This is a genomic window from Acinetobacter sp. YH16042 (genome assembly GCF_013417245.1).
Taxonomy (GTDB): domain Bacteria; phylum Pseudomonadota; class Gammaproteobacteria; order Pseudomonadales; family Moraxellaceae; genus Acinetobacter; species Acinetobacter amyesii.
In genome coordinates this window covers 1-14,745 of sequence record NZ_VPEJ01000035.1, presented here as the reverse complement: position 1 = coordinate 14,745, position 14,745 = coordinate 1, and the positions used below count along the sequence as shown (strand labels likewise).

Below are 14,745 nucleotides of genomic sequence, written 5' to 3'. Positions count from 1 at the left end.
AAAGTCGTTTGAATGATTTCTTCTTGGTCTACGTGCCATAAAATACTCCATATATTGATGTTTATAACATCATTTGAGGAGCAGAGTATCACTTATAGGAGTTGTTCAAATTTCCGGATCCATCTCTTATCGACGACTTTCAAATCACCGATATGATCGCTGAAGATGAAACTGTAGCTGTATTTGGTCAATTCACCTACACCTCAGTCTATGCAAAAAATACTTTCACCTCGCCTTTTTCAATTAAAGCCAAAGTTCAAAACGGTTTAATCAGCTTTTTCCAATTTATGGAAGATACCTATGCCTCAGCATCATCATTCCGCGTAGGTGGAGAATGGATCATTCAGCAAGATGCAGACCCGACTAAAAACTTTAAAGTTTCAGCTTAATACTGAGATGCGCAAAAGCTGCTGTTGATTTGGAATGGCCTTTTACATTGAGTTAATGACAGCGGTATTGGATAAATCCGGTTTTTCTCGCGATTTGATCATACAGCTTTTGCGCAGTTTCATTGTCCTGATGCGTAAGCCAATACACACGGTCACACTGCCGCTGATCACAATATTCTTTCACTTTCGCGATCAGCGCCTTACCAATACCCTGCCCGCGATATTCTTCAAGCGTATATAAATCTTGCAAATAGGCATAAGGCTGCAATGTCCAGCAGCTCTCATGTTCAATGACATGCACGATCCCAACCACTTGATGTTCAATTACGGCTGCAAAGCCATACATATGTTCGCACTCAGCAGCATGTAACCTTTGCCATGTTCGCTCGGTCACTGCATCCGCCACCTGACTTTTATAAAATTCTAAATACAGCTCCCAGAGCGGCTGCCATTGGCTTTTTGAAATTTCAGTTAAATTTTTAATTTGTATTTGCACGTTCAATGTCTTTTTTAAATGATCACTGGATTTTTATAACTGAAATAAAGCATTTTGTGTTGAAAACACTGTATTTTATGCGCTCTTTTTAAACATGATGAGTCTTGAAAGAACGTTTTCTTATCTGTTTTATAAATACGATAGGCAAATAAAAAGCCCGAAGATTCGGACTTTTTAACTATTCAGCTTATAGCTTTTCAACCAAGATCCGATCTACCTGCTTTAAACCTGTATGCTTTTCATGGTTCTTACGGCGAATCTTAATCACTTTGTCTTCTTGCAAATCTTGCAACATCAACTCTACTGCAACCATGGCTTCAAGCTCTAAGTCCGTGCCTATCCATTTCTGTTCACCAGCATCCATCAGTACAATTTCATCATTTATCTGATCGTAAAGGCTCATCGTTTCCTCACTTGGGGCAACATTGCACCCGTGGCTGAATACTGCATGAATGAATTAATTTTAAACCAATGCTTTAATTCATTCGTTACAAATCGTTATTTCACAATTAAAAATAAATTTAATCTCTGCAATAAAAAACGCCCCTTCTCTGGGGCGTCTTTATTACGGTTAATCTTTACAGATTAAGCGGTAATTTCTTTCACAGCAGCAACAACAGCATCAGCTGTGATACCAAAGTGTTGGTACAAGTCTTTTGCTGGAGCAGATTCACCGTAAGTCGTCATACCGATTACACGACCATCAAGACCTACAAATTTCCACCAGTAGTCCACATGCGCAGCTTCAACAGCAACACGCGCACGGATCGCAGCAGGAAGAACCGCTTCACGGTAAGCAGCGTCTTGTTTTACGAATTCTTCAGCACATGGCATAGAAACCACACGCACACCTTCAAGTTGCGCGTAAGCATCCATTGCCAATGAAACTTCTGAACCTGTTGCAATGATGATTGCTTTCAACTCACCTTTTTCTTTTGCAAGTACATAACCGCCTTTCGCTACGTCAGCAATTTGATCTGCTGTACGAGTTTGGAATGGCAAGTTTTGACGAGAGAAGATTAACGCTGTAGGGCCTTCGCTACGTAACAATGCAGATTTCCAAGAAATAGACGCTTCAACAGTGTCACATGGACGCCAAGTGTTTAGATTTGGTGTACCACGTAAAGATGCAATTTGCTCTACAGGTTGGTGTGTAGGACCATCTTCACCTAGACCAATTGAGTCATGTGTATACACATGAATCACACGCTGTTTCATCAATGCAGACATGCGTACTGCATTACGTGCATATTCCATGAACATCAGGAATGTTGCTACATAAGGAACGAAACCGCCATGCAGCGCTACACCGTTCGCAATTGCAGTCATACCGAATTCACGTACACCGTAATGAACGTAGTTACCCGCTGGGTTAGATTCAACGCCTTCTGCGCCTTTCCATAAAGTCAGGTTAGAACCTGCAAGGTCAGCAGAACCACCTAGAATTTCTGGAAGCTGTGGTGCAAATGCTTGAATGGCATTTTGGCTCGCTTTACGAGTAGCGATTGTTTCAGCTTTTGCATTTACTTCTGCAATATAAGCATCCGCTTTTACAGCGAAGTCAGCAGGTAATTCACCAGAAAGACGACGTTTGAGTTCAGCCGCTTCTGTTGGATATTTAGCAGCATAAGCCGCAAATGTGTCGTTCCAAGCAGATTCAGAAGTAGTACCTTTCGCTTTTGCATCCCAAGCTGCATATACATCAGCAGGAATTTCGAATGGACCTTCTGTCCAGCCCAAAGCTTCACGAGTTAAAGCGATTTCATCATTACCAAGCGGCGCACCGTGGCAATCTTCTTTACCTTGTTTGTTTGGAGAACCTAAACCAATAATGGTTTTACAGATAATTAAAGTTGGTTTAGCTGTTTCAGCTTTCGCTTCAACAGTTGCTGCGCGGATTGCGTCTGCATCATGACCATCAACTTTAAGCACTTGCCAACCGTATGCCAAGAAACGCTGTTCTGTGTCGTCAGAGAACCAACCTTCCACTTCACCGTCAATTGAGATGCCGTTGTCATCGTAGTAAACAACCAATTTACCTAGACCCAAAGTACCAGCCAATGAACATGCTTCGTGAGAAACACCTTCCATTAAACAGCCGTCGCCCAAGAAACAGTATGTGTTGTGGTCTACAACTGTGATGTCTTCTTTATTGAATTGAGCCGCTAAAGTTTTTTCAGCAAGTGCAAAACCTACAGCGTTTGCAATACCTTGACCCAATGGACCCGTGGTTGTTTCGATACCCGGTGCATAGCCCAATTCTGGGTGACCTGGAGTTTTAGAATGCAATTGACGGAAAGATTTCAAATCTTCAATAGACAGGTCATAACCTGTTAAGTGCAATAACGCATATTGCAACATAGAACCATGGCCGTTTGACAATACGAAACGGTCACGGTTTGCCCATTGTGGGTTTGCAGGGTTGTGGTTGAGGAATTCACGCCATACCACATCAGCAATATCTGCCATCCCCATTGGAGCACCTGGATGTCCTGAATTTGCTTTTTGCACAGCATCCATTGCCAATACACGAATTGCGTTTGCAATACGACGTTCGTTAAGCGGGGTTGTCATAGGTCAGAGTCCAAACAAATGGTTTAAAAGAGTTAGATGAATAAGAATTCAAAGATGCGCATATTGTCTTAAAAAAAGCGGAATGGGTAAAGCCTCAGGGGCAAATTTTCGCTAATTATTCCTGCACCACCTGTATTTTGGGCGCTTATTGCTCAATTTCAACCCTATGTATGTCGTTTATTTTGTATACAGTGATGCTTTTATATGGCGAATCAATGACAGCGCAATGCATATTTAGAGTTTGGTAGAGAAAGTAAACGCTTTATAACTGATAAAAGTCCGATACATCGAATGGAAATCGTGAATAAAAATAGCGGCCAAAGCTTGTCCAGATAAATGACCATTTGAAATATGAAATACTTTCAATAATTAAACCCACTAAGGTTTGGGTAACTCAAACGTCGTAATCATCCCTGTAAAATCAGCACTTATCCAATATACTCACGGTTTCACATTCAATACTTTAGATCCCACGACATGTAGCAGGTAAATTTCGCTGCGAAATATCATCCGATTGACAATTCCAAGCACCATTTAAACCATCTGGAATACTAAAATAGATCTGCTTTGAGCGAAGAGCAAAATTGACATCTGTTGATTTAAACGTAAAAACCACTGAACACGTTCCTGCCACATCAGTAATTTCACTACTCGCAATATATTTGGTACTGATACTTTCATTCAGCGCTGTATTCAAATCTATGCAGCTTTGTTCTGCTGAATAATTTTCAATCAGTTTCAATTTATAGGATGAAATCATTGTTAAAACTTCAGCCACTTGCGCTCGAGCGACATAACCATTGTAAGATACAGTAGCAATTGCAGCCAAAATGCCGATAATTGCCACTACCATCATGATTTCAATGAGTGTAAAACCAGACTGTTTCATTACGTTTCCCCATTCAACGTAATGACAACTAGGCAATTTGCGTACCAAGTCTCAAAAGCCCGCATTTATTGTGTTTTATTTTTCAAATTAAACGAATAATTGTCGTTTACAGTCATATTCTGGCAGTTCATGACATTCATTATCGATAAATCTCAGGATATTGATTTGATTTTTTCTTATAATTGATTCACTTAAAATGCCACTTTAGGCATTTTAACGCCTAATCACATTGTTGCTTGTGCCAAAACAAAATATCTCAGTTTTATCTCATCATAAAAAATTAAATTGAGAAATCCATTGCTCATATCAATTTTTTAGATGCCTATATCAATTAAAAAGTCATTGAAATGAATTAATTTCATCCAATTTGGTCATGTTAAGCTAGTCCTAAACGCTTTCTCGATGTAACATATTGCGTCTTTAAATTTAACTGTGATAGGACTTATGCGCGAGTACGCTGTATTTACCTCGGAATCTGTAAGCGAAGGCCATCCGGATAAAATGGCTGACCAAATCAGTGATGCTATTTTGGATGCAATCTTAAAAGAAGACCCATATGCACGGGTTGCTTGTGAAACGCTTGTAAAAACGGGTGCGGTTGTACTTGCCGGTGAAATCACAACAACTGCAAATGTTGACTTTGAAGCGATTGTTCGTAATACCGTAAATGGTATCGGATACCATCATTCAGATCTTGGCTTTGATGGTTCAACTTGTGCCGTGATCAACATGATCGGTAAACAATCACCTGAAATTGCTCAGGGTGTTGACCGTCAAAAACCAGAAGATCAAGGTGCGGGCGACCAAGGTTTAATGTTTGGTTATGCAAGCCGTGAAACTGATGTGCTTATGCCAGCACCTATTTCATATGCGCATCGCTTAATGGAAAAACAAGCTGAACTACGTAAACAAGGCAAACTTGCTTGGTTACGTCCTGATGCAAAAAGCCAAGTAACATTTGCTTATGAAAATGGCATGCCAGTTCGCTTAGACGCAGTTGTACTTTCAACTCAGCACGATCCAAAAATTACCCAAGCTCAATTGAAAGAAGCGGTAATTGAAGAAATCGTGAAAAAAGTGATTCCTGCTGAAATGTTCCATGCAGACACTAAATTCCACATCAACCCAACAGGTATGTTCGTCATTGGCGGCCCTGTAGGTGACTGTGGTTTAACAGGCCGTAAAATCATTGTAGATACTTACGGTGGTATGGCTCGTCACGGTGGTGGTGCGTTCTCTGGTAAAGATCCATCAAAAGTTGACCGTTCTGCTGCTTATGCAGGCCGTTATGTTGCTAAAAACATTGTGGCTGCTGGTCTAGCTGACAAATGTGAAATTCAAGTGTCTTATGCGATTGGTGTTGCAGAACCAACATCTATCTCGATCAACACATTCAATACTGCAAAAGTATCTGAAGATTTGATTATTGCACTTGTACGTGAACACTTTGACTTACGTCCATACGGTATTACTCGTATGTTGAACTTAATCCAACCGATGTACCAACAAACTGCTGCGTATGGTCACTTTGGTCGTGAAGGTTCTGATACCGCATTTACATGGGAAAAAACTGACAAAGTGGAAGCGCTTAAAGCATCTGCTGGTCTTTAATCTTAATAGATTAATTTCTCAAAAAAGCCTGCATTGATTGCAGGCTTTTTTATGGCCCGTATGTCCATAACAAAAACATCTAGGATAAAAATAACGAGTGTAAAAAATATTGACTAAAATTTACGCCTAGCTTATTCATAAAACACCAAAATAATTTAAGAACAACATCATGCCCTTTCCATTAGACTTAAAATTTATTACTGCAACTGAAGAACAATTAGGATTTAAGTTTCCAGAAAAATATAAAGCCAAAATGCAAATTGAAAATAGTGGCGAATTCGGCATTAGCTTTTCTAGTGCGGATGAATTTAAAGATGGTGATGACATCGAAGCTTGGTGGCTTTTTCCCTTCCAAGACACCAGCGATGTGAAAAGAATAAAACGTACGATGAATCATCTAGCCGCAGAACATCAAACTATAAGTAAAATTGAAGACTTCCCTGAAAACAGCATTGCCATTGCACATAACGGTGATGGCGATTATTTATTGATGCGTACGGTAGACGATACACAATTGGGGGAAGAAATATATTTATGGCGCCATGAAGACAGTGAATTTATCTATCTACTTGTGACTTCAATTGAAGAATTATTTAGACAAAACCCTTAACGCTATAAGTAGATATAAAGGCTTTTAAACTACAAAATATGCTGGATAAAATTACACTAAATCAACAATTTTTGATCGATTTTTGAATATTTTTTCAGCTAATATAAATTCAGCCCATGCTACGGGCATAACAAAAAAAGGAAAGATCAAAATGAATAAATTACTTGTTGCTTTAGGTTTGGCTGCAACTGTTGCACTTGTTGGCTGTAATAAAGACAAAGCGCCAGAAACAGGTGCAACAACTGGTGAACACTTAGAAAACGCTGCTGACCAAGCAGGCCATGACATCGCTGATGCAACTTCAGATGCGGCAACTGCGACAGCTACTGCTGTTGATAATGCTGCAACTGCAACTGCGACAGCAGCCGAAAATGCTGCAGAAAATGCTGAAGCTGCTGCACACAATGCCAAAGAAGCAGCTAAAGACGCAACTGCTGCAACAGCAGGTGCTGTTGAACAAGGTGCAGCTGACGTGAAAGAAAAAGCGCAGCAATAAGCATTTTATAAAAAAAGCACCTTCGGGTGCTTTTTTATATCTGTATTTTATTCAACTTACTGTTTCAATCTATTTTTAACTTGAAATTTAACTGATGTCAGGTCAATCTTATGAGGTCATATAAATAACAAACTTAGAGAAAATAATGTCTTACTCACATCATGCCGAAAAACATTTTATGGAACGTACGGGTTGGCTACGTGCATCTGTACTCGGTGCAAATGATGGCATTATCTCCGTTACTAGTTTAATTATGGGCATGGCTGCAAGTGGTGCTTCTAGCCATACCTTACTCATTACCTGCATTGCAGGACTCATCTCTGGTGCAACCTCTATGGCGGCGGGCGAATATATCTCTGTGAAATCTCAAGAAGACGTCGAAAAAGCAGATCTTCACATGGAGCATAAAGAATTACAACGTAACCCAGATATGGAGCTTAAAGAGCTGACTCAAATTTATGTAAATCGTGGGTTAGAGCCGAACCTAGCACATGAAGTTGCAGTCCAATTAACTGCCCATGATGCACTAGAGGCCCATGCACGAGATGAAATTGGAATCCATGACAATACCGCAGCAAAACCCGTTCAAGCAGCACTCTCATCGGCTTTAGCATTTTCAATTGGTGCGCTATTTCCGATGGTTGCGATCTTGATCAGTGCTGACATGCATATTGAAAAAACTGTTATGGCCGTTGGCGTAATTTCCCTAGCACTCCTCGGTGCCTTGGCCAGTTATGCAGCTGGCACTTCTATGTTGAAAGGCAGTCTACGTGTTGCGCTTTGGGGCATTGCAGCCATGCTTTTTTCTAGTTGGATTGGTTCTTTATTTAATGTAAATCCAGTTTAATGCCCACTTCATCAGTTTTTTAAATATATTAAATCAATTATACATAGCAATGATTATGTGATTTTTCAACAATATTCATTTTTACAATATATAAAAACCGTAAAATAGAGATACATTTTTTAAGCTTTTTTCTCCATGTCTGTTATTGCTACGCCAGCCAATCGATCCAATGTATCGATTTGGGTGGCTTTTGTTTTATTAATTTTAGGCACCCTTGGTGCTTATCTGGTTGTAGGCGTTAACCAAGCATTGCTATTTTTAATTGGCGGTGCTTTGGGTATGACCCTTTATCACGCATCTTTTGGTTTTACCTCAAGTTGGCGTGTCTTTATTAAAGAGCGTCGTGGTCGTGGCTTGCGTGCACAAATGATCATGTTGGCTTTGGCTGTACTGCTCTTCTTCCCTGCTTTAGGTGCGGGTGAATTATTTGGCAACCCAGTCAAAGGTAACGTTAATCCTGTTTCAATGTCCGTGATGATCGGTGCCTTTATTTTTGGTATTGGTATGCAAGTCGGCGGAGGCTGTGCATCAGGTACACTGTACACTGTGGGCGCTGGTAGCGCACGTATGATTGTAACGTTGATCTTTTTCTGTACAGGTTCACTGATTGCAACTTCACATATTCAATGGTGGTTTGACCTTCCCCACTTTGAGCCGATTTCTTTAGTCAAAAGCTTTGGTGTAGTTCCTGCACTGGCATTAAACTTTGTAGTTTTTGCAATCATTGCAGCAGCAACAGTTTACTTTGAAAAGAAACGCCATGGTCAGCTTGAAGTTGAGCCGCAAGCTAACCAACACGGCTGGAAACGCTTTCTACGTGGTCCATGGCCATTGGTTTGGGGCGGAATTATCCTGACTTTACTAAACTTTGCCACACTCGCACTTGCAGGCCGTCCTTGGGGCGTGACCTCTGCCTTAGCCGTTTGGGCCGCAAAATCAGCAAGTGTCATGGGGATCGATGTTGCATCTTGGGCATATTGGCAGCAACCTGCGAATGCCAAAGCACTGACCGAATCATTATGGTTTGATATCACGTCGATGATGAATTTCGGCATCATGCTCGGTGCATTACTCGCAGCGAGCCTAGCAGGCAAATTTGCACCGAACTTTAATATCCCAAAACGCTCACTGCTAGCGGCGGTTATCGGTGGTTTGATGTTAGGTTATGGCGCACGTTTAGCATACGGCTGTAACATTGGAGCGTATTTCAGCGGTATTGCTTCAGGTAGTTTGCATGGCTGGTTATGGTTAGTATTTGCCTTCATTGGGAACGGTATCGGCGTCAAACTACGTCCAATCTTCTTCCCTGGCGAACGTCCACAACCTGAAAAACTAACAGGCTGCTAATTTCTGTGAAATAAAAAGCCCCTCAAATGAGGGGCTTTTTTTAATCTTTCAGTGCGCCTTTTAGATTACAACCATATTGCATGGTTTCTTGTGCCTGTTTGTATGTGGTATAGCGGTTGATAATAAAATCATAAAATTGGTCAGCATTCGCAAACACCTGACTCAAATCTTCATTTGCGGCATTTGGCAGTTTAACGTCTTTCACCAAGGCCAAGTTCACATGTCCAAGATGATACATTTCGGTAAAATAATGATTCATTACTTCGCAATAGGCAATTTTGGAGCTTTTTAAAGCGGTATTAGCAACAAAATGCTGATTTAAAGTTTTTAAGTTCTGAACATCTAAAGCGGATTGATCTGAAAAAGCCATACTTTCTACTTTTTTTAGTTGGCTAAAATCTGTAGCTAGAGTTTGATTTAATTGTTCAAAGCGTAGTTGTAATCCCGCAGTATCGGCAACTTGATAACTTTGCGGATTGAATGTTTTCTTTTCTTGTTCATTTGCAGAACACGCCGTGAGCGTCATTGCCGTCAGAACGGTCGTAACAAGAAATAATTTCATCAAGGTCTCACTTAAACAATCAAAAGCGCAATCATTATGCCCGAAAACAACTAGATGATTCACACTTAAATCGCTTTCTCATTCATATAACGCCAATAACGACGTGGCACATACTGCACATGTAATTTCATATTACGTCGGGCTTCAATATTGACACTTCTAAAATAATCTTTCCAAAGCTGATCATATAAAACCTCATCATCATCCAGTTCGATATTGAAAGATTGACTATGGCCTGACTGTATTTGCCCATCTATGGTTGTGGCATCCATATCCACTTGATGCACCTGTTTTAAGTCATAGTAAATGCCGTAGTTGCGTTTTTCATCGTAAATCAACCAACGCTGATCTTGATAGCGTGCCTTAAAATGCCGCTCGATCAAAGGCAATACATTAAAATCAGGTGAGACTAAACTAATAAACAAACCATCCTGACATTTTTTAAAACGCACAAAAGCTTCCATACGATGTTTTTCACGTCCCACTTGCTTCGCCCATTGACTCAGACCCAATACGTCTGCATGACCATAATTCTTTGATACATCTCGCTGCTGCTGAAACACATACACTGCAAAATTAAAGCAATGCTGAAAAGCCTGCTGCTGCTCGGATAAAAATGCATAATAAAACTGTTTCAACGCACGATCAGATGCTTTGAGTTTTAAACCCTGCCATACCCGCTGTGCATGTTCATCATGACTTGCTACATCAATGACATCGGCGAAAAGACCCGCCTGTACTTGCCCATCCGTGCAAATCTGTACGTCAAATTCCTTAAATTGAAAGGCCCGAAAAATGCAGCTTAGTAATCCTGTCATCGTGCCATCAAAGACATAAATACTCACGACTGTATCCTAAAAACCTAAGTTCAATTGATGTGAAATCTGCTGAGTATATTTCGACTGACCACTTTGCAAGATCTGCTGACGTATTTGATGTGGCTGTTGATCTCGAATAAATTTGGGAGAATCTTCACAGCGTATAAAATGTTGTGCTCTGTTGTAGGAAATACCCATACGTTTTAATTGGTCGATATGGATTTTCCCAAAACGTCGTGCTTGAACAATTTTTTTAGCAGAACGTACACCAATACCCGGCACTCGCAAGATCATCTGATATTCTGCACGGCTGATATCCACGGGAAATTGCTCTGGATGACGCAGTGCCCACGCTAATTTTGGATCAATATCCAATTCTAAATTTGGATGCTCTTCATCGACCAACTCTGTCGCTTCAAACCCATAAAAACGCATCAACCAGTCACTTTGATACAACCGATTTTCTCGTAATAACGGTGGCGCAGAACCCACAGCTGGCAGCGCACGCTCCTCTTCATTAATTGGAATATAACCTGAGTAATACACACGCTTAAGCTTAAACTCTTTGTAATGACGGTCTGCCATCAGTATGACATCACGGTCAGACTCTTGATGTGCGCCCACCACCATTTGCGTCGTTTGTCCTGCGGGTACAAACTTAGGCACTGTACGTATTATTTTTCGTTCATCTTTAAATTGAATCAAACGGTCTCGGACGATACCTAAGTCTTTTTGAACTTCGACATGGCTTTTTTCAGGTGCAAATTTTTTTAACCCATCTTCTGTCGGCATTTCCAAATTAATACTCATACGGTCGACATATAAACCTGCTTCGGTAATGATTTCCTGAGATGCCCCCGGAATGGTCTTCAGATGAATATAACCATTGAAATTTTCTTCTAAACGCAGCTTTTTCACCACTTGCAACATGCGCTCCATGGTGTAATCTGCTGATTTAAAAATTCCCGAACTTAAAAATAGCCCCTCAATATAGTTCCGACGATAAAAATTCATGGTCAAATCGACCACTTCCTGTACCGTAAATGCTGCGCGCTTTACGTCGTTACTTCGACGGGACACACAATATGCGCAGTCAAAAATACAGACATTGGAAAATAGAATTTTTAATAACGAAACACAGCGACCATCTTCGGTATAGCTATGGCAAATGCCGTTTCCAGTATTACCCAGACCTTTGTCTTTATTTTGGCGCTTACTACCACTCGAAGAACATGAGACATCATATTTGGCAGCATCGGCTAAAATTTGCAGTTTTTCACGGATACGTTCAGACATGGGAGAATTATAAATTTAAAGTGAACACAGCATTATTTTAAAAGGATCCACCTCAAAAGTCGGGTCATACATCATTACTACGACACGAGGTGTCGCTTAATTTCAAGTACAACTTTCGTGTAAGCATAAGACCATTTTGATATGAAATAACGAATATTATTTGCTTAATTTCACTCGCTTGGGCAAAGTAATTAGAGTGATTGGAGTATGCACATGACTTTATTAGAAAAACTTGGCATCAAACACCCTATATTTCTTGCCCCAATGGCAGGTGTTTCTACACCTGAGCTTGCTGCAGAAGTGTCAAATCAAGGTGGACTTGGTTCACTGGGTTTAGGTGCAAGCAGTGTTGAGAATGCACGTCAGCAAATTTTACAAACTCAAGAACTTACTGACCAACCTTTTCAGGTGAATTTCTTTTGTCATGATACAGTAGAACTCGATGAACAAGTTGCTGCCAAATGGATCATGCAATTTAAATCACGCTTTGCTCAATATAATGCAGAAGCTCCAGAAGCACTGAACTGTATTTATCCAAGCTTTAAAGACAATGACCATTTTCTAAACCTCTTACTGGAAACGCGCCCTAAAGCGGTAAGCTTCCATTTTGGTATTCCACATCCACATCAAATCCAGGCCTTGAAACAAGCGGGTATTTTGACTCTAGTTTCTGCAACCAACTTAGCAGAAGCTAAACTGATCGAAGCTGCAGGCATTGATATCGTGATTGCTCAAGGTATTGAAGCTGGTGGTCACCGCGGCATTTTCAATGAAAACTTTGATAGCAGCGTCAAGACTCGTGATTTGGTTCAGCTCTTGAAACGCCATATTCAATGCCCCATTGTTGCTGCTGGCGGCATTATGAATGGACATCAGGCCTATCAAATTATGGAGTTGGGTGCAGATGCTGTTCAATTGGGCACTGCTTTTGTGCAATGCAAAACATCAAATGCAAATGAAGCTTATCGCAAAGCATTATTTGATGCACCCATCACGCAGATTACATCAAGTATTTCAGGCCGCCCTGCTCGTGGCATTATCAATAACTGGCACACAGATATTGACACACCAACACGCCCGACCGTTCCGGCTTACCCATATAGCTATGATTTAGGCAAACAATTACATGCCGCTGCTAGCAAGCATGGTGTACATGAATATGGTGCTTTTTGGGCGGGAACCAACGTCTCTCAAATACGTGAATTGGAAGCACCCGACTTGATCAATCAATTGATTTTAGAAATGCGCTTTAACTAAGACCTCGCTCAACGCGTCATTCAAACATGAATGCCTATAAAAAAGCCCTCAATATTGAGGGCTTTTTTATTAATTAGGTACTTATTTCAAATCAATCTAACTAGCTTAAATCGACCTACTTTGTATCGAATAATGCAGATCTACTTCGTTTGGTTTCAAGCAAATTGACATGATCAACCTGAACATCACTCATGATCTGACCATGATCGAGTAGGTGATTGAAATAGTCCTCGACGACTTTATATTGATCTGCTGTAGATTCAACTTTATACATATTTTGGCGGAACTCATTACTAGAACGTAAACCTTTGGTATACCAAGCAATATGTTTGCGTGAAATTCGACAACCTGAATATTCACCATAAAAACCATATAACTCAGATAAATGTCCGAGTAATACGTCACGGACTTCCATAATACTTGGCGCCGCCATATGCTCACCCGTCGTCAGGTAATGTCCTATTTCACGGAATATCCATGGGCGACCTTGAGCTGCACGGCCAATCATGACTGCATCAGCACCGGTATAATCCAGTACATATTTGGCTTTTTCAGGTGTATCAATATCACCATTGGCAATCACAGGAATATTGATCAACGATTTCACATCTTTAATTAAGCTATAACGCGCCGTATTCAGATACATATCTTCACGTGTACGACCATGAAGCGCCAATGCAGCAATCCCAGCTTCTTCGGCACGTTTCGCAACGCGCATAATGTTTTCATGACCATTGAGATAGCCCAAACGGGTTTTTAAGGTCACGGGCACATCAACTGCATCAACCACAGCATCTAAAATGCGAGCCACTAAGTCTTCATCTTTGAGCAGCGCTGAACCTGCTAACTTATTACAGACTTTCTTCGCCGGACATCCCATATTAATGTCGACAATTTGCGCACCATTTGCCACTTGATAGCGAGCGGCTTCAGCCAGTTCAGCTGGATCTGACCCTGCAATTTGGGCAGAAATAGGCGCTATTTCACCATCAAAATTGGCACGATAAAGACTCTTTTTACTCATGCGTAGTGTCTTATCTGCCGTCATCATTTCACTGACCGCATGACCTGCACCAAAGTATTTGCAAAGTGTACGAAATGGGCGATCTGTAACCCCTGCCATAGGTGCCACCCACAGTTTTCTCTCGATGGGACGATCGAACAATTCTTGAATGACAGGATGTTGACTCAATGTTTTAACCTCTAGCTATATTTAGCAAATGATGCCCGAACCACATTCGAAATCTTCGAAGCCACTTTTAACAATGCTAAATTCAAATGTATGTTCGCAAAATCTGTTGAGCGTAAAAACGTTTCATGGCAATGATTATACAATTGAATGATGACAATGAATATCAACATTGCTCAACGATTGAATTGAGGAATTTGAAGCCTCGGAATTGGACGGCAAATTTGCAATGCGATAGTTTAGGGTCTGTTGACATTTGTTGATTAAAAAAATAGCGAGATAGTAAAATTAAATCGCCAAACCCAATTTTACACTCGCTATGCCTCGAACAATGCTAAATGATCAACACTGGTCCAAGTTACTT

The 14,745-nt window shown here is 40.7% G+C and carries 15 protein-coding genes; 7 read left to right on the top strand and 8 right to left on the bottom strand.

Annotation, left to right across the window (positions count from 1 at the left end; all coding sequences use genetic code 11):
• Positions 1-101 precede the first annotated feature (101 nt).
• Positions 102-389, top strand: coding sequence for a hypothetical protein (locus tag FTV37_RS15575; RefSeq protein WP_257224362.1), 288 nt, complete (start codon positions 102-104; stop codon positions 387-389).
• A gap of 52 nt (positions 390-441) precedes the next feature.
• On the opposite strand, the gene FTV37_RS15570 is transcribed toward FTV37_RS15575, so the two are convergent.
• The 4 genes from FTV37_RS15570 to FTV37_RS15555 form a co-directional block, all read right to left on the bottom strand.
• Positions 442-885, bottom strand: a complete 444-nt coding sequence (locus tag FTV37_RS15570) for an N-acetyltransferase (RefSeq protein WP_227591806.1) — start codon at positions 883-885, stop codon at positions 442-444.
• Between the two features lie 187 nt (positions 886-1,072).
• Positions 1,073-1,288: a hypothetical protein gene (locus FTV37_RS15565; RefSeq protein WP_078188774.1), complete on the bottom strand. Its 216-nt coding sequence runs from the start codon at positions 1,286-1,288 to the stop codon at positions 1,073-1,075.
• A gap of 182 nt (positions 1,289-1,470) precedes the next feature.
• Positions 1,471-3,459, bottom strand: coding sequence for a transketolase (gene tkt / locus FTV37_RS15560; protein WP_180064241.1), 1,989 nt, complete (start codon positions 3,457-3,459; stop codon positions 1,471-1,473).
• Between the two features lie 463 nt (positions 3,460-3,922).
• Positions 3,923-4,348, bottom strand: coding sequence for a pilin (locus FTV37_RS15555; protein ID WP_180064240.1), 426 nt, complete (start codon positions 4,346-4,348; stop codon positions 3,923-3,925).
• A 444-nt stretch (positions 4,349-4,792) separates the two neighbouring features.
• Here FTV37_RS15555 and metK point away from each other — a divergent pair, with 444 nt between their 5' ends.
• The 5 genes from metK (at position 4,793) to FTV37_RS15530 (ending at position 9,259) form a co-directional block, all read left to right on the top strand.
• Positions 4,793-5,959: a methionine adenosyltransferase gene (metK, locus tag FTV37_RS15550; RefSeq protein WP_078188779.1), complete on the top strand. Its 1,167-nt coding sequence runs from the start codon at positions 4,793-4,795 to the stop codon at positions 5,957-5,959.
• Positions 5,960-6,128: 169 nt separating this feature from the next.
• Positions 6,129-6,569: an SMI1/KNR4 family protein gene (locus FTV37_RS15545; RefSeq protein WP_180064239.1), complete on the top strand. Its 441-nt coding sequence runs from the start codon at positions 6,129-6,131 to the stop codon at positions 6,567-6,569.
• Between the two features lie 151 nt (positions 6,570-6,720).
• Positions 6,721-7,065, top strand: coding sequence for a hypothetical protein (locus FTV37_RS15540; protein WP_078193577.1), 345 nt, complete (start codon positions 6,721-6,723; stop codon positions 7,063-7,065).
• Positions 7,066-7,210: 145 nt separating this feature from the next.
• Complete coding sequence (locus FTV37_RS15535; RefSeq protein WP_180064238.1) at positions 7,211-7,912, top strand: VIT family protein; 702 nt, start codon at positions 7,211-7,213, stop codon at positions 7,910-7,912.
• A gap of 135 nt (positions 7,913-8,047) precedes the next feature.
• Entirely contained in the window at positions 8,048-9,259 is a 1,212-nt protein-coding gene (locus FTV37_RS15530) for a YeeE/YedE family protein (RefSeq protein ID WP_180064237.1), read from the top strand.
• 40 nt (positions 9,260-9,299) lie between these two features.
• Here the strand turns inward: FTV37_RS15530 and FTV37_RS15525 are convergent, their stop codons facing one another.
• The 3 genes from FTV37_RS15525 to FTV37_RS15515 all read right to left on the bottom strand — a co-directional run bounded on the left by FTV37_RS15525 (position 9,300) and on the right by FTV37_RS15515 (position 11,935).
• Positions 9,300-9,821 carry a hypothetical protein gene (locus FTV37_RS15525; RefSeq protein WP_180064236.1) on the bottom strand — a complete coding sequence of 174 codons (522 nt, stop codon included), beginning with the start codon at positions 9,819-9,821 and terminating at the stop codon, positions 9,300-9,302.
• Between the two features lie 65 nt (positions 9,822-9,886).
• Positions 9,887-10,666, bottom strand: coding sequence for a TIGR03915 family putative DNA repair protein (locus tag FTV37_RS15520; RefSeq protein ID WP_180064235.1), 780 nt, complete (start codon positions 10,664-10,666; stop codon positions 9,887-9,889).
• Between the two features lie 9 nt (positions 10,667-10,675).
• Positions 10,676-11,935 (bottom strand): putative DNA modification/repair radical SAM protein, encoded by a 1,260-nt coding sequence (locus FTV37_RS15515; protein ID WP_180007738.1) that lies wholly within the window; start codon positions 11,933-11,935, stop codon positions 10,676-10,678.
• A gap of 213 nt (positions 11,936-12,148) precedes the next feature.
• On the opposite strand from FTV37_RS15515, the gene FTV37_RS15510 reads away from it, so the two are divergent.
• Positions 12,149-13,192 (top strand): nitronate monooxygenase family protein, encoded by a 1,044-nt coding sequence (locus FTV37_RS15510; protein WP_180007737.1) that lies wholly within the window; start codon positions 12,149-12,151, stop codon positions 13,190-13,192.
• A 115-nt stretch (positions 13,193-13,307) separates the two neighbouring features.
• Here FTV37_RS15510 and dusB read toward each other — a convergent pair whose 3' ends face one another.
• Positions 13,308-14,357, bottom strand: coding sequence for a tRNA dihydrouridine synthase DusB (dusB, locus tag FTV37_RS15505; RefSeq protein ID WP_257224363.1), 1,050 nt, complete (start codon positions 14,355-14,357; stop codon positions 13,308-13,310).
• Positions 14,358-14,745: the final 388 nt, after the last annotated feature.

Bases quoted from the DNA above. Each gene is read 5' to 3' on its own strand.
- FTV37_RS15565 (WP_078188774.1), bottom strand. From the start codon at position 1,288: ATGAGCCTTTACGATCAGATAAATGATGAAATTGTACTGATGGATGCT.
- tkt (WP_180064241.1), bottom strand. From the start codon at position 3,459: ATGACAACCCCGCTTAACGAACGTCGTATTGCAAACGCAATTCGTGTA.
- FTV37_RS15510 (WP_180007737.1), top strand. From the start codon at position 12,149: ATGACTTTATTAGAAAAACTTGGCATCAAACACCCTATATTTCTTGCC.
- FTV37_RS15540 (WP_078193577.1), top strand. From the start codon at position 6,721: ATGAATAAATTACTTGTTGCTTTAGGTTTGGCTGCAACTGTTGCACTT.
- FTV37_RS15530 (WP_180064237.1), top strand. From the start codon at position 8,048: ATGTCTGTTATTGCTACGCCAGCCAATCGATCCAATGTATCGATTTGG.
- FTV37_RS15555 (WP_180064240.1), bottom strand. From the start codon at position 4,348: ATGAAACAGTCTGGTTTTACACTCATTGAAATCATGATGGTAGTGGCA.
- FTV37_RS15545 (WP_180064239.1), top strand. From the start codon at position 6,129: ATGCCCTTTCCATTAGACTTAAAATTTATTACTGCAACTGAAGAACAA.
- FTV37_RS15525 (WP_180064236.1), bottom strand. From the start codon at position 9,821: ATGAAATTATTTCTTGTTACGACCGTTCTGACGGCAATGACGCTCACG.
- FTV37_RS15515 (WP_180007738.1), bottom strand. From the start codon at position 11,935: ATGTCTGAACGTATCCGTGAAAAACTGCAAATTTTAGCCGATGCTGCC.
- metK (WP_078188779.1), top strand. From the start codon at position 4,793: ATGCGCGAGTACGCTGTATTTACCTCGGAATCTGTAAGCGAAGGCCAT.
- FTV37_RS15535 (WP_180064238.1), top strand. From the start codon at position 7,211: ATGTCTTACTCACATCATGCCGAAAAACATTTTATGGAACGTACGGGT.